The sequence below is a fragment of the Pseudomonas asuensis genome, assembly GCF_014646755.1.
Taxonomy (GTDB): domain Bacteria; phylum Pseudomonadota; class Gammaproteobacteria; order Pseudomonadales; family Pseudomonadaceae; genus Chryseomonas; species Chryseomonas asuensis.
This window is the reverse complement of sequence record NZ_BMNW01000005.1, coordinates 300944-318422: the sequence shown is the minus strand read 5'-3', so window position 1 is coordinate 318422 and position 17479 is coordinate 300944. Positions and strand designations below refer to the sequence as shown.

Sequence of the window (17479 nt, the reverse complement as noted above, 5' to 3'; positions counted from 1 at the left end):
CGAAATTAAAAAGTATCAATCTTCCCTTCATAAAGAGCACCAGTGCCAGTCAGGGCATTTGTATTCTCTAGGTAGCAATCTCACCAATAAAAGCTAGAGAAGCCCATATTCAATAAAAGTATGAATACATCATTTTTTATTCTTTTGTGCTTTTTTTAGGGCTGCTTACACTGCGGCTATGACCCCTTGATAGGCGATGGCCATGCATAGTGTATCGATGCAGTACTTGATTGTTCCCGGCTGGCAAGGCTCGCCTGAAAGGCATTGGCAAAGCCATTGGCAGCGGTCATTACCCAACTCTGCGCGGGTAGAGCAGAAAGACTGGTTCGTGCCGCAGCGCAGGGACTGGGTTGCAGCGCTCTCCCATTGCATCGAAATCAGTCAGGCACCAGTGATTCTTATTGCCCATAGCCTGGGTTGTGCAACCGTAGCGCATTGGGCTCTACAAGCGGAGCCTGAGCTTGCGCGGCGTGTAGCCGGTGCACTACTGATCGCGCCAGCCGATGTCGAGCGACCCAACTGCCCTGAGCCCCTAAGAAATTTCGCTCCATTGCATCGGCAGGCCCTGCCATTTCCTGCTCTGCTGGTTGGCTCCAGTAACGACCCGGCTGCAACCCCTGAGCGCGCTCGGCAGTTAGCGGCAGCCTGGGGCGCAATCTCAACGATCCTGACGAATGTCGGTCACATCAATGTGAAGTCTGGTCACGAGCGCTGGGAGGAAGGTTTCACATTTCTTTACCAGTTACAGGATCAGATCGAGCGAACATCACGATACCGGGCTTAACTTATCCAGGCCATTCGCTTGGCGAGTGGTCATCTCGAACCGATACAGGAGGATCATTATGAGCCTTAGATTGGGCGACATAGCACCCGATTTCGAACAGGATTCCAGCGAAGGCCACATTCGTTTCCATGAGTGGCTGGGCAATAGCTGGGGCGTGTTGTTTTCTCACCCGGCTGATTTCACGCCCGTCTGTACAACAGAGCTGGGATTTACAGCCAAGCTGAAGGATGAATTCGCAGCCCGTAACGTCAAGGTTATAGCCCTGTCAGTCGATCCGGCTGATTCCCACCGTCGCTGGATTGAGGACATCAACGACACCCAGAGCACGACGGTCAATTTCCCGATCATTGCCGATGAGGATCGAAAGGTTTCAGGCCTGTACGACATGATTCACCCTAACGCGAACGACTCGCTAACGGTGCGCTCGCTGTTTGTTATAGACCCGAACAAGAAAGTCCGGCTGATCATCACGTACCCGGCCAGCACGGGACGTAACTTCAATGAGATCCTGCGCGTCATCGACTCGCTTCAGCTGACCGATAACCACAAAGTCGCTACGCCCGCCAACTGGGAGCAGGGCGGTGATGTCGTCATCGTGCCCTCGCTCAAGGATGAAGACGAAATCAAACAGCGCTTCCCGAAAGGGTATCAGGCGCTGCGCCCCTATCTGCGCATGACTCCGCAACCTGATAAATAAGTCTTTTCAGGGGCGGCGCTTGCCGCTCCTGCTTCTTTAGACATGGCCTTCATGGCCATATTCTTCACGTCTGAGAACTCTTACTCATTTGTCTTGTCTTGTGAGTGCCTTAGGCACCTCGCCAGGCCATTCGCCTGGATATTTAAGGCGTCGAGTCATAGTCTTAGCGGCCTGATCCGGCACGCCATGGCGTGGTCGGTCAATGACTATATCTAACCTTCGTTGGGGCGGATCGAATTGAAGCAGTTAATGCGTCTGAAGAGTGGAATCGAAGGGCTGGATACCTTATTGCAAGGCGGCTTTGTTGCCGGTGCGTCCTATGTTATTCAGGGCCGGCCCGGTTCTGGTAAGACGATTCTGGCTAATCAGATTGCCTTCAATCATGTGCATCGTGGCGAGCGTGTCTTGTTTGCAACGCTGCTGTCCGAGCCGCACGAGCGGATGTTCCAGTTTCTTTCCACGCTCAGCTTCTTTGATCACAGTCGGGTAGGCGGTGATATCCAGTACCTCAGCGCGTTCGATACCATGGAGCAGGAAGGGCTGGAGCCTGTCGTCAAGCTGATACGTCGAGAGATCTCCCGGCAAAAGGCAACACTGTTAGTGGTCGATGGACTGCTGAATGCCCGCTCTAAAGCCGATACCCCCCTGGATACCAAGCGGTTTATCGCCGAGTTGCAGGCCCATGCTGCCTTTGCCAATTGTACGGTTCTGTTCCTGACCAGCTCGCGTCTGGACGATGGTAGCCCGGAGCTCACCATGGTCGATGGGGTGCTGGATGTGGGGGAAGAGATACATGGTGCGCGTTCTATACGTCGTATGAGTCTGCGCAAAACTCGTGGTAGCAAGGCGATTACAGGGCTGCACGAGTACCAGATCACCGAAGATGGATTTGTGGTTTACCCTCGGCTCGAAGCTGTTTACGAAAAGACTTATCGTCCAGAAGCGATCGATGAGCGCCGCGTCAGCACAGGGTTGCCTTGCTTCGACCAGATGCTGGAAGGCGGCCTTAACCGGTCATCTATTTCCTTACTGATGGGGCCGTCGGGAAGCGGCAAGACGTCTCTAGGCCTGGGTTTTATTGCGCAGTCTTCTGTTGAGGAGCCCGGGGTGATCTTTGGATTTTACGAGACACCCGAGCGGCTCAAGATCAAGGCGCATAATATGGGGTTCGCCTTGGGGAGCTTGATAGACAATGGCGCTGTCCATATTCACTGGCAGCCCACCGTTGAGCTTCAACTGGATAAGGTTGGGCACCTAATCATTAATGAAGTCCGTCGTCTCAAGGCCACACGGGTGTTGATCGACAGCCTGGGTGCCATTGCTCGGCTGGCTGTCAAGGAAGACCGGCTGATGGAGTTCTTCACCGCGTTGAGCAATGAACTCAGGGCCATGGGGGTCACCGTCTACGGTACCTGGGAGATGAAGGATCTTTTTGGGGCGGATATCCATGCCCCTGCACCTGAATTGTCAGGTATTACGGACAATCTGTTCATGATGCGTTATGCGGAATTGAATGCTGAACTCAAACGGGTCATCTCCATCCTGAAAGTACGGGACAGTGGTTTCGACCCAACGCTTCGGGAGATTGTCATCAGCAGTAATGGTATTGATTTAGCTAAGGCTTTCAGAAATGCGGAGATGGTTCTCTCAGGCTCAGCAACGTCGAACTGTCAGGGCTGATGTCGTCATTACAAGGAAGGTAAAGACATGACGACGATTCTGGTGGTCGATGATGAGTTTTTAATCGCCGAAATTCTCTCGTTTGCACTTGAGGACGCCGGCTTTCAGGTCAGAACAGCCAGCAACGGGCAGAAGGCTCTGGATATCCTGCTACGCGAGCAGCCGGCACTGGTTGTTACGGACTTCATGATGCCTGTAATGAATGGCCTCGAATTGGCTCAGGCCATTCATGATCACCCCATGCTAGGGGAGACTCCGATCATCTTGACGACCGGGGCCCAGGCGCATATCGCCCAACAGAATCAACATTTGTTCGATGCTATTTTTGAAAAGCCTTTTGATGTCTTCAAGGTCATCGACACGGTCAAGGCCCTGACTGATACCTTCTGACGTTATCCTGTATTATTTCTGCTCAGATGCATGCTTGCGTTCGTAACGATCCAGCAAGGGCTGGGTACTGATGCCATGCAGTAGAATACTGAATGTTACGACTGTTAGTGTGATGTCTACACTGTCTTTGAGTGAGCCTTCTGTAAGGCCATGATTCAAGGCATAGCTTAAATAATACAGGCTGCCGATCCCACGTATGCCGAACCAGCCGATTAAGGTGCGTTGGGCAGGGCTTGCCCAATTTCGCCCCATCAGCAGGCGTACGCTCAAGGGCCGAATGACACAAAATAGCAGCAGGGCCAGCCCTACAGCGCGCCAGTCCCAGTGGGGGTAGAGCAGTACGCCCAACAGCGTGACCAGCAATACTTCCAAAGAGCGCTCCAGCAGGTTGCCAAAGGCCAGCATGTCGCCCATCAATACGCCAGCCGCTACAGTGGGGCTGGTCAGTTTCTCATCATCGGGTTGGTTAGCCTGTACAACGGATCCCGTTATATGGCCCAGTACAGGCTGAGTCTGCTCCTCAGAAGGGATTTTGGCGTAACCCGAGGAGGAGACCTCTTCGCGGCGCAACCCAACGCCGGCAGCAAATACAGCAAGAAAACCCCACGCACCAACCAGGTCAGCCAGCACATAAGCCAGGCCTATCAGAGCCAGGGCGAGGAAGTCATTGGGGGAGATAACACTGTCACGATGCTTGATGCGCAGGTAAATGGATAGCCTGCCCATTAACCGTCCCAGGGTGTAACCGATTACAAGACCCGCCGGCACGGCCCAGACCAGGCGGTGCAAAGCCCACTGACCCAGCCAGTCGGCCTGTACACTGTCATGGTGCATTACCAGAAGCGCCAGTGCGACAAAGGGAAACGCTGTGCCATCGTTGAGCCCAGCCTCGCCGGACAGTGAGTAGCGCACCCGGTCAAAGTCGCGTGCATGAACGACCTGTACCAATCCAGCCAGGACGGGGTCAGTAGGTGCGAGCACCGCGCCAATCAGGAGTGACGTGCCCCAGTTAAGCCCGAGCAGATAATGGCAGGCAAGAGTGGTGCCGGTGATACAAAGCAGCATGATCGGTCCGGCCAACATGTAGGCGCCTCGCCAGGCTGGGTCTGTCAGGGGGAGGCGTAATTTGAGTCCTGTGACAAATAGCGAGATCAAGACGGCAACCTCTGTCAGGTGCTCCATCCAGGGGGCTACGTCTTGAAAGCTGTCTTGCCATAAGCCCAGCCCCATTGGTCCAATAGCAATTCCAAACATCAGACAGACTACCGATGTAGTAACAGGAAGCCAGCGAAGGTAGGCTGATGCCAGGGCTAGAATCAGCAGTAATGTACTGAGTACGCCCGCCCATTGAATGAAAGTCATGCGCTTATGGATACCTGATGTCAAAACGTTATGTTTCGAGGCATGACAGGTCGCACTGGTTCAGATCGTTAAATCAAAACATTATCAAGAGCACAGAGCTGAGCAGATAAATGCGTGTGAGCAGAAGCGGGTAGTTATCTGTCAGACTATGAAATAGTCTCTGCCTTTGTCCGGCCATTTTCATGTTGCCAACGACCGATCTGTCTTATGAAAGCGAACGCTTGCGTGTTTTGAATGCGCTCGCACTGATGGACTCGCCTGCAGAACCGTTTTTTGACCGGATTACCCGACTGGCGGTACGCACCCTCGGGATGCCTATTGCCTTTATCTCGCTGGTGGATGACAAACGGCAATGGTTCAAGTCCCAAATTGGTCTGGATATGGTGGAAACCAGCCGGGAGTCTTCCTTTTGTGTTCACACCGTACTGGCTCAGAAAGCCGTTTTTGTTGAGAACACGACACTAGACGAGCGATTCAAAAACCATTTTCTGGTTACCGGCAGCAAACACATCCGCTTCTATGCCGGAATTCCCATTACCAGTATTGAGGGGCTGGCGCTTGGGGCGCTCTGCGTTATGGATACGGCGCCTCGTAGGCTGGCGACCGAAGAGCTTGAGATCCTCAATGATCTGGCCGCCCTGATCTGCCACGAGGTTCAGCTTCGCGAAACAGCATTGCTGGCCCGCAGCCATGTCAAGCGCTCCAAAGCGGTCTTCGAAACACGCGAGGCCCGCTTTCGGGCTATTTTCGAGCGGGCCGCGGTAGGGATTTCCCTGGTAGGCAAAAATGATCATTGGATCGATATCAATGATGCACTCTGTCGAATGCTGGGTTACAGCCGCGATGAAATCAAGAAGCTGACGTTCTGGGAACTCATTCATCCAGACGATCTAGCCGAGTTCAAGCAGCTGGCTGAAGGGTTGATTACCGGAAAGGTAGATGCCATCGACCTGGAGCGGCGCGCACTCAACAAGCAGGGCAATTCGATATGGGTTCGTTTGAATGTCAGCCGGCTGGAAGATCAAAACGGTAATGCCAGCAGTATTGTGACGATCGTTACCGATATCCATGCGCGTAAGGAAGCCGAAGAAGCACTGGCGGCCTTGAGGGAGGATCTGGAGCAGCGCGTAGTGCTTCGAACCTATGAGCTTCAACGTGCCAATGAGCAGTTATCTCAGGCGATGGCGCACCAGCTACAGTCCGAGCAGGCGCTTCGTCGCCGTGAGGCGGAGCTTAGTAGTGTGATCGAGCATGCCAATGATGCTTATGTCCGTGTGGATGAGCTCGGCATTATCACAGCCTGGAACCGTCAGGCAGTCGAAACGTTTGGCTGGACAGTGGAGGAGGCCTTGGGTCAGCCAGTAAGTGAGCTGATTATTCCTCCTTCGATGCGTGAAGCGCATCTGGCAGGAATGGCGCGCTACCTGGCGACTCGGGAAGCTAAGGTTCTCAATCAACGATTGGAGTTGCCTGCGCTACGGCGAGATGGGTCCGATATTCCAATAGAGATACGCCTTCGAGCGCTGAATGTAGAGGGACAATCTTTCTTTAGTGCCTTTCTGCACGATATTTCTGAGCGCAAGGCTGCCGAAGCGAGGCGTGAGCACGAGGCGCGTCACGATGCGCTAACGGGGTTGCTGAACCGGCGCGCACTGCTGGAGGTCCTGCCCAAGGCCATTGCACGGGCTGAGCGCAATCGGGCGACGCTGGCACTACTGTTTCTTGATCTAGATGGTTTCAAGGCCGTCAATGATGCTCAGGGCCATAATGCAGGCGATGCGTTACTCATTGAAATCGCGAAACGACTGCAAGGTAGTATCCGTAAGTCCGATGAGGCCATCCGCTTGGGTGGCGATGAGTTTACGGTCATTCTGGAAGGGCTGGTCGACGGAGTGAACGACGCATGTCGACTAGCGGGTCAACTGCTTGAGAAAATCCAGAAGCCGATCTGGCTGGACAGCTATGAGGCCAAGGTAAGTGCCAGCATAGGCATCACGCTCTACATACCGGGCTCGGCCCGTACGGCAGATGACCTTATCAATACTGCCGACACCGCCATGTACGAGGCAAAGCGGGCCGGAAAGGCCCGGTATCACTTGATGTAAGCCTGTTACACGACAGTTTTTCGCTCGGTTTCTTCGTCCAGCTGCTCACGGATTGCGGCCAACAGGGGGTGTGCCGAGGTGTATTGGCGGCCGTAGTTCAGGTTGAAACCATAGTCAAAGTCCGGTGGGTTCAGGCCTTGGTTGTGTTGAAGGATAGTCTCGAGCTTATCCAGACCTTTGGCGAGCTTGGCCTCTGGAGATGAGGCATTCTCGTACTCGTCCCATAGCGCCAGAAACCGCGCCTGACGCTCCGGTGGGAGCGAGGCCAGCAAGGTTTGCAGGTCTTTGCGTTCCTGCCCCGACTTGCTAAGGCCGGGCCGCTGCAGTACAGCGGGAATATCGCCACTAATGGCTTCGCCCAGGTCATGGATGAGGCAGATCTTCAGCAACTTGGCAAAGTCGATACCCTGGAGTTCATCTTCGTACACCATGGCCATGAGGCATAGTCGCCAGGTGTGTTCCGCGGTGCTTTCCTGCTTTCCCGAACGGGTATAGGCCGTGCGAAGGGTATCCTTCAACATCTCGGCATCCTTGAGAAAGCGGAGTGTTCCCATTAATTCGCTTAGTGTCATGCAGGCCACTCCTGTCAGGTAAATTAATAAAGCGAGTCGAGCGTGAGCCGGTGCTGATTAGAACAGGCACGGCGCACGTGTCCATGCGAGACGCTCGACAGATGATCGCTTTGACCACGCAGTAAAGAAAAGGTGAGTAAAGGCTTGGGTAGGAAGTCTGACAGAACGTGTAGTGAGACTTGCGGCAGGGTGGCTATGAATAGCCTGTCTTCCTATCGCACAGCGTTGCTGGCCAAGTAGTTTGATGGCGAAGTCATACCTGATAGCCAGGCGGTAGCCTCTGCCAGAGGCGCTCTGACATTCAGGTGCATTTAAGACACGGCTACAGGTCTTCATAAGTAAAGCTTCAGATGCGCCAGCACCTGGCTTTTCGACACATAACCCAAAAGCCGGGGGCAGGCCTGACTCTCCACCACCGGTAGCCGCTCACCGGGGTGATTCAGGAAGGCTTCCAGCGCGACGGTGAGGTTATCGTAGGGGTGAAGCAGGGGAAGCGTATGGCTGGGAAGATCTCTGGCCAGAAGGCTCGAATCCAATGTGCCGGCTGCCTGAGCCCTATTGAGGTCTCGAAGCGCCACGATCTTGATCAGCAGGTCATTCTCGTCAATCACATACACGAACTTGACGATTTGCTCGCGAAAGGTGTGCAGCACCTCCTCCAGCGTGGCAGAAGCCGGTACGGTTTGCGCGCCTTCATTGAGAATCGCCCGGACCTTGAGGTTCCGCGTCTGGTTGCGAGCTTTCCACAACTCATTGTTCTTGGTGGTAACCGCATACATCGACCGAGGCGAGAACGCGCCGCTGATGTAATACCCTGCCACTACACAAAGCAGCAACGGCAATACGATGTCGTAGCTGAGCGTCATCTCGAATACCATAAGAATGGCCATGAGTGGCGCGCGGCTGGTAGCGGCGAGAAAGGCGCCCATACCGACTACCACATAGGTGAACGTGGGCGCATGCAGGGCTGGGGCAAGATGCTCGACCAAGCTGGCAAACAGCACGCCGATAGCCGCGCCGACGAACAGGGTAGGCGTAAAAATCCCACCTACCGTACCTGTACCGGCTGAAGCTGTTGTGGCTAATAGCTTGAAGGCCAGGAGCGCTGCAACCGCGGTCCAGGGCCAGGGATGGTTGATGAAATCATTGATAACGCTATAGCCATTGCCCCAGGTCTGTGGGTAAAAGATAGAGATCAGGCCGACCACAAGTCCGCCGCAACCCAGCTTGACCGGCAACGGCAGGGGAATCTGGTCGATCCGCTTGCGTGAGCGTTCCAGTAGCCATAGAAACAGCGGTGCCAGGGCTCCGAGCAGGATGCCCAGTAGAATGAACATCAGGTCTTGCGACAAGCTCAGGGGTTCAAATGACGGCACGCTGTAAATGGAGTGATAACCGGGCAGCGAACGCATCGTAAGGTTGGCGACGACCGAGGCCATGATCAGCGGTGGCATGCGCTCCGCCACGATGGTGCCGAGCACAATTTCCGCGACAAAGAAGGCTCCGGCAATCGGTGCGTTATACACAGAGGTAATGCCGGCTGCAGCCCCACACGCCACCAGCGTACGCATCTGCTCGGGTGATATCTTGCGAAAGCGTCCTACCAGCGAGGCGCAGAGCGCTGCCAGTTGCACCATTGGACCTTCCTGGCCGATTGAGGAACCAGTGGCAATCGAGCACAGTGACGATGAGCTACGCGCCAGGGTCTGCCGGATGGGAATGCGGCCATCGCCCAGGGTAATGGCTTCCATGTAGTCCGAATGCGCAGTGGCCTTGGTATACCGCCGGCTGAGCAGGAGCAGAAAGCCTGCCACGATACCGCCCAGCGTAGGCACGATCAGGCGCATATACCATTCGCTGGACTGGGCCAGTTCGACCACGTCTGCGGTCTTGCCAAAGGCGGCGATATGAATCAGGTCAATGGCGTGGCGAAAACCTAGCGTTACCAGTGCACCGACGATGCCAATGGGAATAGCCCAGAGCAGGGTGCTCAGGTTTTCAGTGTCACCAAGCCGCTCGCTCAAGCGCTGCCAGGTTTGACGAAGGGACGATACCAGCCGGGCGATAACCCTCATAAACAATCCGAAGCCACAAGAAATGCAGTTCGGATCATGGACCATGCATCACACAAGGGCTATCCCCCGGGTAAGACAAAAACGCCCTGCATGATACTGCCTGCGACCGAAAAGGCCCCTTTCGGGGCCCTTGGGACGTGTTTACTCGTGGGTGATGCGGGAGTGGTCGCGAGTATCTTTCATGAACAGGTAGACCAGGAGCGAGCAGGCAATGCAACCGGTGACGTACCAGTAGTAACCCGTTTCCATGCCGATGCTCTTGAACCACAGAGCCAGGTACTCTGCAGTGCCGCCAAAGATGGAAACAGTCAGCGCATAGGGCAGGCCAACACCCAGGGCGCGGATTTCAGTAGGGAACAGCTCGGCCTTTACCACCGCATTGATCGAGGTATAGCCGCTGACAATTACCAGGGCCGCCATGATCAGAAAGAAGGCGCCCCAGGTCGTCTCGACGGTATGCAGCGTGGTCAGGATCGGTACGGTGAAAATTGTTCCCAACACTCCAAAGGCGATCAAGATAGGACGGCGGCCAATCTTGTCAGAGAGCGCGCCAATCACGGGTTGTAGCAGCATGAACAAGAACAGCGTGGCGGCCGAGATCATGGTTGAGTCGCTCTTGCTCATGCCTACAGTATTCACCAGGTACTTCTGCATGTAGGTGGTGTAGGTATAGAACGCCAGGGTGCCGCCCATGGTCAGGCCTACGACCGTCAATAGCTCCTTGGGATGGCGCATCAGCGTGCGCATCGGGTTTTCCTTGGCAACGCTTTCGTCCTTCTTCTTGAAGGAGGCGGTTTCTTCCATGCTACGGCGCAGATATAGCGCAGTAACGGCGCAGGCGGCACCGATCAGGAAGGGAATACGCCAGCCCCAGCTTTCGAGCTGCTCGTTGGTCAGGGTCAGTTGCAGGACGATCAGTACCGCCAGCGCAATAAGCTGACCGGAAATCAGCGTCACGTACTGGAAGCTAGAGAAGAAGCCACGACGCTCCTTGGTTGCCATCTCGCTGAGATAGGTTGCCGAGGTGCCGTATTCGCCGCCTACGGAGAGTCCTTGTAGCAGGCGGGCCACCACGAGCAACACCGGTGCGGCCACGCCAATAGTGGCGTAGCTGGGGGTAAGGGCAATGATCAGCGAGCCGCCGCACATCATGATGACTGACACCATCAAGGCGGCTTTACGCCCTTTGCGGTCTGCGTATACGCCCATCAGCCAGCCGCCAATGGGCCGCATCAGAAAGCCTACGGCAAAAATGGCAGCAGTATTAAGCAACTGAGCCGTCAGGTCGCCCTGGGGGAAGAAAGATTTAGCAAAGTAGAGTGAGAAGGCAGCGTAGACATACCAGTCGTACCATTCGACCAGGTTACCGACAGAGCCGCTGAAGATAGATCTGATGCGCTGTGAAGTGGTCTTGGGCGCGACGCCCGCATTCAGGGTGGCGGTGCTTTCCATTCGGAATCCTCTCTTATCATTGTTATGTGCCGATGCGTAAACGCACGGCTTGTCTTTCTGGTAGCACGAGCCGTGCCATCACCGTAATAGCCGTATTCAGCGGGTTGCGGAGGGCGATGTGAGCGGATTTTTGCCGAGTAATGACTGAAGATAAGCGGATTTCCGCTTATCTTGGAGCTGAGTTGGTTTATCGATCAGCTATCAGCTTCCAGAAAGGCTTCGCGGGTTAACCCGTGGCGCTGCATCTTTTCATTGAGGGTGCGGCGGGGAAGCTTGAGCTCTTCCAATACCGCTTTGATATCGCCTTTATGCCGGGCCAAGGCATTGCGCAGGCATTGCGCCTCGAAGGCTTCCATCTGCTCGTAAAGCGAGCGATCTGGAGGTGATTGCATCCCCCCGTTATCCAGCCCCAGCACATGTCGCTCGGCCGCATTGGCCAGCTCTCGCACATTGCCCAGCCAGTCATGGGCAAGAAGGCGTGCCAGTTGGCTACCACTGGGCGAGCTTGGCTCTCTACCCAGGCGTTTGGCCGCCTGTTGGAGAAAGTGTTCGAACAAGAGGGGAATGTCTTCACGGCGTTCACGTAGGGGCGGCAGGTAGAGTTCAGCTACGTTAAGACGGTAGGCCAAGTCCTCCCTGAACCGGCCCGCTCGGGCCTCTTGCAGCAGGTCAGGCTTGGTCGCGGCGATGATGCGCAGGTCCACGGGAATACTCTGGTTTGAGCCAAGTCGCTCCAGCTGCTGCTCCTGCAAGACCCGCAGTAGCTTGGCCTGCTGGGTGAGAGGCATGCTTTCGATCTCATCCAGAAAAAGGCTGCCGCCGTTGGAATGTTCCAGCTTGCCGATCCGCTTGCCTGCCGCCCCGGTAAAGGCGCCACTCTCGTGGCCAAACAGCTCGGCCTCGAACAGCGTGTCGGGAATAGCCGCACAGTTGAGTGCTACGAAGGGTTTGGTAGTACGCGTGCTGAAATCATGCAGGCACCGGGCAACCAGTTCCTTACCGCTGCCTGTCTCGCCGCGTAGAAGAATGTTGACCGGTGTGTTTGCAAGTTCAAGAACCTGTCTTCGCAGTGTTTCCATTGATCGGGAGTAGCCGATCAGCCGAGAGGCCAATTGCGCCTTTTGGTCCGAATGGTCATGCAGGCGTCGGTTCTCAAGTACCAGACGGCGCTTTTCCTGGGCGCGCTTCAGGCTCCCGAGCAACGCCTCGGGGCTGAAGGGCTTTTCCAGAAAATCGTAGGCACCCTGGCGCATGGCCTCTACAGCCATTGTGACGTCGCCGTGGCCGGTGAGCAGAATGACAGGCAGGTCCTTGTCCAGCGCCTGAAGCTGCTCCAGCAGCGAGAATCCGTCCTGGCCGGGCATACGAACATCGCTGATGATTACGCCGGCAAAGTCGGGGGACAATTGCGCAAGGCAGGCCTCGGCGCTGGCATACAGAGCGACATCAAACCCGGAAAGCTGCAGCCATTGCTCGATGGCTTCCCGAATAGTGGATTCATCATCGATGACGATTACGCGGTCCATCAGGTCGGGTCCTCTTCGATCACCATGGGCAGGGCCAGCGTAAAGCGCGCACCCTGGGCGATGTTCTCAACGGTCAGCTCGCCGCCTAATTCATGGACAATAGCGTACGACACTGCCAGGCCAAGCCCTAATCCTTCACCGACCGGTTTGGTGGTGAAAAAGGGGTCGAAGACCTGACTCAAATGGTCTTCCGCTATCCCGCTACCGGAGTCGGTAACCGTCAGCAGCCAGCGGCCCCGCTCAGGTGCAAGGGCAATATCCAGCTGGCGAGTCGACGTGTCTGCCATGGCATCCAGTGCGTTGCGCAAGAGATTGACGAGCACCTGTTCCAGACGGATGGCATCGCCACGTACCTTGGCAGGTCGGCTCATGCGCAGGCTTACCTCGACCTTCTCATTCTGGACCCGGGGTGCCAGCAGCTCAAAGGATTTATCCACGACACAGGCCAAATCCAGTGGCTCACGAAGGCCGGCAGGGGTCTTGCGGGCATAGGTCTTTAAGTGTCCCGTCAGCGCCGCCATACGGCTCAGGAGTTCATCGATACGGCCAAGACTCTGGCGGGCTTCGTCGTGGCGCTGTTGATCCAGTAGCAGGCGAACACTGGCAAGCTGCATACGCTGGGCGGTGAGCGGCTGGTTCAGCTCATGGGCGAGGGCGGCAGACATCTGCCCAAGTGCGGCCAACTTGGCGGCCTGGATCAGGCCGTCCTGGGCGGTTCGCAGATCGGCAGTGCGCGCTTCGACCAACCGCTCCAGCTCATCACGGCTGCGCTGGCGCTCGCGGGCCAAACGACGACGTTGCTGTAGAAAGAGCATCGCGAATACAAGCGCGAGCCATGCGCCAACTGCCGCAAGGCCAGCTGTTTGTGCACTGTTCGGCAGGCGCGAGCGATCGCGCAGCAGGTGCAGCGTCCAGCCTTCATCTGTTAGTGGCAGTGACGTCCAAAGAAAGTCCTGCGGTCCATGGGGGCCGTTGATTCGCGTCAGCCGTTGGTTCTGCGCCAGCGTCCTTACAGACTGATAACGCAGCGGAAAGAGCGATTGACGGTTGTATTGCCGCGTCTCTTCAAGTTCGGCATGGTCTTCAGGCGTTAGCGATTCGAGAATGCGATACCGCCATCCCGGCTGGTTAGCGATAAATACGATCCCACGGGCATCGCTTACCAGGATAGTGTCCGGCTGCTGGCTCCAGGAATGCTCAAGCTCGGGAAATTCCAACTTGACTACAATGGCCCCGAGAAAGCTGCCGTCATTGGCCGTTACGGCCTGAGAAAGGAAATAACCGGGTATGCCTGTGGTGACGCCTATGGCATAAAAGCGACCCGCCCCTTGGGTGCGCGTTTGTAGAAAATAGGGACGAAACCCGTAGTTATGGCCTACGTAGCTAGTTGGCAGGCGCCAGTTGCTGGCAGCTACGGCAAGACCGGTGTGATCAAGCAGCTCCAGGGTGGATGAGCCAGCGGCCCGGTTAAGCTGTTCGAGCTTGAGGTTAAGTTGCTGCTGGGCCTCGGCGCTGAGCGGGCCGCTTAAGCTCTCGCTCATCGCTGGGTCGAGCGCTAGCACGGCTGGTAGGGAACGATAGCGATCGATCAGGGTTTGCAAGTTGCGCGCATAGAGGTGCAACTGTTCTTCACTCAGCGCACCGGCCTCACGCAGAGCATATCGTTCAGCCTGACGCACGGCGGCATAGGCTACCAGTACGGCACCGGCAATGATGACAAGCGATATGGTGAACAGACGCGAGAAACGGGGCAGGCGCATGGCAGACTTCGCGATCAGCGGAGCGCTGATCATACTGTGTTCGGCCTGGACTGACAGCTCGGCCACCGAAACTCCTGTCAAAAGCGTTCCGATGGCCAGTAATCAAACTGTCACGCTGCTGTTAATGATGATGGTCGCTAGGGCTGACAAAAACCAATGTCGAGAACATCCCACGTATACGACCATCAGGATCGTCCTGCTTGACTTCCGTATTGGCGCCAATCACGTTGCGACCATGGTGGCGTACCGTGACTCGGGCACGGCCCTCTGCATCGGTAGTAGCGCTGACATGATCGGGCGCGTTGATCACATCGTCGTATAGCTTGATACCGGAGACCGGCTTTCCATCAACCAGAACTTGCACGCCCAGTGTCTCACCAGGCTCTACCGCCAGCGGGTCACCTTGGGGAATGATGGCGAATTTAAGCGCGTCCAGAGAGGGCAGCTTGGCGTCTTTTTCCATGACGGCGAGGCTGTACTTGTAATAGCGTCCAGAGGCGAGTGCGCCAGGCACCTCGGTTGCGCCCTTATTGACCCACTTTTTGTCCTGGCCTTGCGCCCAGTACCCGTTATCCAGCGCGACAGCCAGAACTGCCGGTTTGGATTCGGGCTTCAAGCGTGCATGGTCGCCCTGCTTTTCGATTGCAACCGGCACGGCCTTGCCAGACGTGTCATAGGCCCAGGCACCGGAAATCCGGGCAGGGTCATAGGCATCCTCTTCGGCGCCTTCGCCAAAGACTACTTCGATCTGGCCGCGGCGCTCTTCCGGCCAGAGCGCATGGGCAAACAGCGAGCCGCTGAAAACGGACAATGCAAGGGTGGCGGCCACCAGAGTGTGCTTGGTATTCATGTCGAGGTTCCTGTAGCGAGCGTGACGGGATACAGCGTTTCGAGAAAAGCGAGGCGTGTGCAGGCGATGAATCCGGCACACGCCGCGTTCGGCTTACAAGGTGATGGAAACCCCAGCCTGCAGGGTGCGTGGCGCACCGGGGTAGGCCCAGATCGAACCCCAGGCACGCTCGTCGTATTCCTCGTTGAAGACGTTGTCGAGGTTGAGATTCAGGCGAATGCGGTCGGTCAGCGGGTAATAGGCCAGCAGGTCGACAACGGTATAGGACGACATGTCGAACGCTGTGGACGACGTACTGCCCTTGCGATCACCCACGTACTTCAGCCCTACGCCAACGCCAAGTCCACTCAACAGACCCGAGTCGAATTCGTAGGTATTGAGTAGATTCACGCTATGTGTAGGCACGTTTGCCAACCGGCTGCCGGTTGGCATGGTAGAGGTTGTGCTCTTGGTCACTTCGGCATCGACATAGGCATAGCCACCGATAACGCGCCATTGCGGTGTGATATTGCCCGCCAGGCTGAGGTCAAACCCTCGACTGCGAACTTCGCCGGCAGCAATCTGATAATTGCTGTCGAGCGGGTCCGAGGTCAGGACGTTTTCCTTGGTGATATGGAACAGGGCTGCCGTAATGCTCAAATCATGTTCCGGCACGTCGTATTTGATACCGGTCTCGTAGGCAACACCTTTTTCCGGATCGAACGCCTGGCTGCTGCGATCTGCGCCCCGGTTGGGTTTGAATGAGCGTGCTGTATTGGCATACACGGCCAGTGAATCGGTTAAGTCGTAGACCAGGCCGAAACGAGGCGATACAGCATTGTGTGCCTGATCCCAACTACCCGAAGTAGACAGGTAGTTGGTGTACTTCTGCTCGAAGCGTTCCAGCCGCACGCCTACCTGCGCCTTGAGACGCTCGGTAAGGTCGACCTGGTCCTGCAGATAGACCGCATAGGACTTCAGGTTCTCGTCATCATGCGTTGCCGTGCGGGTCAGTTCAGGCAGAGCCTTTCCATAGACAGGTGCGTAGAGGTCGAGCGGGAAGGCATTGATGCTGCCGTTGGAGCGGCGGATAAGGGACTTGTAGTTGAAGTCGTCATACTCGAGCCCCGCCAGCAACGTGTGGGCGAGCCCTCCGGTATTGAAGTGGCCTTCCACATTGGTTTGAAAGGCTATGTCGTCCCACTCCAAGGTACGCTCGCTGTAATTGCGGCCAATAGTGCGCCCATCGGCTGCCAAGCCGTTGTTTTCCACGGCGCCGCCCTCCAGGCTACCGTCGAGATACTGCACGCCACCTCGGATGGCCCAGTCGTCGTTGAGCTGATGCTCGATACGCAGCTGGGTCGTTGCGTTTTTATTGCGAAACTTACCTGCGTCCTCTTCGCCCAGGAAGCGGTCACGTGGCAGCTGACCGTTCTGGTTGGCGTAGCGGGTTACTCCGCGGTCAAGGGGGTGACGGTTATGCAGGTAATCGCCCTCCAGGATCACGGCGGTCTGGTCGCTCAGCTGCCAGCGCAGGACAGGCGCTACGCTATAGCGCTCACTCTCCACATGGTCGCGAAAACTGTCGCTGCCTTCAGCCGCAAGATTCAGGCGATAGGTAAACTCAGCATTTTCATCCAGCGCACCGGTGGTATCGAGCGTGCCGCGATGCAGTCCCTGGGTGTTGAACTGGCTACCCAGTACGGTTTTCCGATCGGCCTGCGGCTGCTTGCTAACAATATTGAAGGTGCCGCCCGGATCGCCTCGTCCATAGAGCATGGACGCAGGGCCACGCAGCACTTCGATGCGCTCAATCGTGCTGGCATCCGGCATGTTTGGGTAGCCACGGTTGACGGCAAAGCCGTTGCGGTAAAACTCCTGGGTACTAAAGCCGCGTACGAGAAACTCGGTCAGGCCTTGTCCGCCAAAGTTATTGCCTCGCTCTACGCCCCCCGCGTAGTCCAGGGCATCCTCAAGCCGTGTTGCGCCAATATCCTCTACCACTTGGCGAGGTACTACGCTAATGGACTGAGGGGTTTCATGAATTGCCGTGTCGGTACGTGTTGCGCTGGCCGAGCGGGTTGCCCGGTAGCCTTCGACGGGGCTCTGGGCGCTTTCGCCCATGCTGGCCGTGATTTCCATTTGGGATAACGAGGCTGGCTCGTTATCCGCTGGGGTTTCTTGGGCATGGCAGGTAAAAGCGTGCAGAGAGAGCACTGGGACGATAAAACGCCGCATTTCTTCTTC

The 17479-nt window shown here is 56.3% G+C and carries 13 protein-coding genes; 5 read left to right on the top strand and 8 right to left on the bottom strand.

What is annotated here, in order from left to right; genetic code table 11:
• Window positions 1-202: 202 nt before the first annotated feature.
• From IEX86_RS13345 to IEX86_RS13330, 4 genes are all read left to right on the top strand, one after another.
• A complete protein-coding gene (locus IEX86_RS13345) occupies window positions 203-784 on the top strand; it encodes an RBBP9/YdeN family alpha/beta hydrolase (protein ID WP_188866613.1) in 582 nt (193 codons plus the stop codon).
• A 58-nt stretch (window positions 785-842) separates the two neighbouring features.
• Window positions 843-1481: a peroxiredoxin gene (locus tag IEX86_RS13340; protein WP_188866612.1), complete on the top strand. Its 639-nt coding sequence runs from the start codon at window positions 843-845 to the stop codon at window positions 1479-1481.
• Between the two features lie 237 nt (window positions 1482-1718).
• The gene (locus tag IEX86_RS13335; RefSeq protein ID WP_188866611.1) at window positions 1719-3161 is read left to right on the top strand and encodes an ATPase domain-containing protein; all 1443 of its coding nucleotides are present in this window, start codon (window positions 1719-1721) and stop codon (window positions 3159-3161) included.
• Window positions 3162-3188: 27 nt separating this feature from the next.
• Complete coding sequence (locus tag IEX86_RS13330) at window positions 3189-3551, top strand: response regulator (RefSeq protein WP_188866610.1); 363 nt, start codon at window positions 3189-3191, stop codon at window positions 3549-3551.
• A gap of 12 nt (window positions 3552-3563) precedes the next feature.
• On the opposite strand, the gene IEX86_RS13325 is transcribed toward IEX86_RS13330, so the two are convergent.
• The gene (locus IEX86_RS13325) at window positions 3564-4913 is read right to left on the bottom strand and encodes a cation:proton antiporter (protein WP_188866609.1); all 1350 of its coding nucleotides are present in this window, start codon (window positions 4911-4913) and stop codon (window positions 3564-3566) included.
• 182 nt (window positions 4914-5095) lie between these two features.
• Between IEX86_RS13325 and IEX86_RS13320 the strand changes: the two genes are divergently transcribed.
• Complete coding sequence (locus IEX86_RS13320) at window positions 5096-7018, top strand: sensor domain-containing diguanylate cyclase (protein WP_188866608.1); 1923 nt, start codon at window positions 5096-5098, stop codon at window positions 7016-7018.
• A gap of 5 nt (window positions 7019-7023) precedes the next feature.
• Here IEX86_RS13320 and IEX86_RS13315 read toward each other — a convergent pair whose 3' ends face one another.
• From IEX86_RS13315 to IEX86_RS13285, 7 genes are all read right to left on the bottom strand, one after another.
• Window positions 7024-7590 carry an HD domain-containing protein gene (locus IEX86_RS13315; protein ID WP_188866607.1) on the bottom strand — a complete coding sequence of 189 codons (567 nt, stop codon included), beginning with the start codon at window positions 7588-7590 and terminating at the stop codon, window positions 7024-7026.
• A 332-nt stretch (window positions 7591-7922) separates the two neighbouring features.
• Window positions 7923-9665 (bottom strand): ClcB-like voltage-gated chloride channel protein, encoded by a 1743-nt coding sequence (locus tag IEX86_RS13310; RefSeq protein ID WP_188866606.1) that lies wholly within the window; start codon window positions 9663-9665, stop codon window positions 7923-7925.
• 141 nt (window positions 9666-9806) lie between these two features.
• Window positions 9807-11117 carry an MFS transporter gene (locus IEX86_RS13305; protein WP_188866605.1) on the bottom strand — a complete coding sequence of 437 codons (1311 nt, stop codon included), beginning with the start codon at window positions 11115-11117 and terminating at the stop codon, window positions 9807-9809.
• Window positions 11118-11311: 194 nt separating this feature from the next.
• Entirely contained in the window at window positions 11312-12646 is a 1335-nt protein-coding gene (gene mifR, locus IEX86_RS13300; RefSeq protein WP_188866752.1) for a two-component system response regulator MifR, read from the bottom strand.
• The gene (gene mifS, locus IEX86_RS13295; protein WP_229685342.1) at window positions 12643-14403 is read right to left on the bottom strand and encodes a sensor histidine kinase; all 1761 of its coding nucleotides are present in this window, start codon (window positions 14401-14403) and stop codon (window positions 12643-12645) included. The genes mifR and mifS overlap by 4 nt, the downstream gene beginning before the upstream one ends.
• A 121-nt stretch (window positions 14404-14524) precedes the next feature.
• Window positions 14525-15253 (bottom strand): DUF4198 domain-containing protein, encoded by a 729-nt coding sequence (locus IEX86_RS13290; RefSeq protein ID WP_188866604.1) that lies wholly within the window; start codon window positions 15251-15253, stop codon window positions 14525-14527.
• Window positions 15254-15346: 93 nt separating this feature from the next.
• Entirely contained in the window at window positions 15347-17470 is a 2124-nt protein-coding gene (locus tag IEX86_RS13285; protein ID WP_188866603.1) for a TonB-dependent siderophore receptor, read from the bottom strand.
• Between the last annotated feature and the right edge of the window lie 9 nt (window positions 17471-17479).

Excerpts from the sequence above, each read along its gene's own strand:
- IEX86_RS13325 (WP_188866609.1), bottom strand. The coding sequence starts at position 4,913 with ATGACTTTCATTCAATGGGCGGGCGTACTCAGTACATTACTGCTGATT.
- IEX86_RS13345 (WP_188866613.1), top strand. The coding sequence starts at position 203 with ATGCATAGTGTATCGATGCAGTACTTGATTGTTCCCGGCTGGCAAGGC.
- IEX86_RS13285 (WP_188866603.1), bottom strand. The coding sequence starts at position 17,470 with ATGCGGCGTTTTATCGTCCCAGTGCTCTCTCTGCACGCTTTTACCTGC.
- IEX86_RS13340 (WP_188866612.1), top strand. The coding sequence starts at position 843 with ATGAGCCTTAGATTGGGCGACATAGCACCCGATTTCGAACAGGATTCC.
- IEX86_RS13315 (WP_188866607.1), bottom strand. The coding sequence starts at position 7,590 with ATGACACTAAGCGAATTAATGGGAACACTCCGCTTTCTCAAGGATGCC.
- IEX86_RS13305 (WP_188866605.1), bottom strand. The coding sequence starts at position 11,117 with ATGGAAAGCACCGCCACCCTGAATGCGGGCGTCGCGCCCAAGACCACT.
- IEX86_RS13290 (WP_188866604.1), bottom strand. The coding sequence starts at position 15,253 with ATGAATACCAAGCACACTCTGGTGGCCGCCACCCTTGCATTGTCCGTT.
- IEX86_RS13330 (WP_188866610.1), top strand. The coding sequence starts at position 3,189 with ATGACGACGATTCTGGTGGTCGATGATGAGTTTTTAATCGCCGAAATT.
- IEX86_RS13320 (WP_188866608.1), top strand. The coding sequence starts at position 5,096 with ATGTTGCCAACGACCGATCTGTCTTATGAAAGCGAACGCTTGCGTGTT.
- mifS (WP_229685342.1), bottom strand. The coding sequence starts at position 14,403 with ATGCGCCTGCCCCGTTTCTCGCGTCTGTTCACCATATCGCTTGTCATC.
- IEX86_RS13310 (WP_188866606.1), bottom strand. The coding sequence starts at position 9,665 with ATGAGGGTTATCGCCCGGCTGGTATCGTCCCTTCGTCAAACCTGGCAG.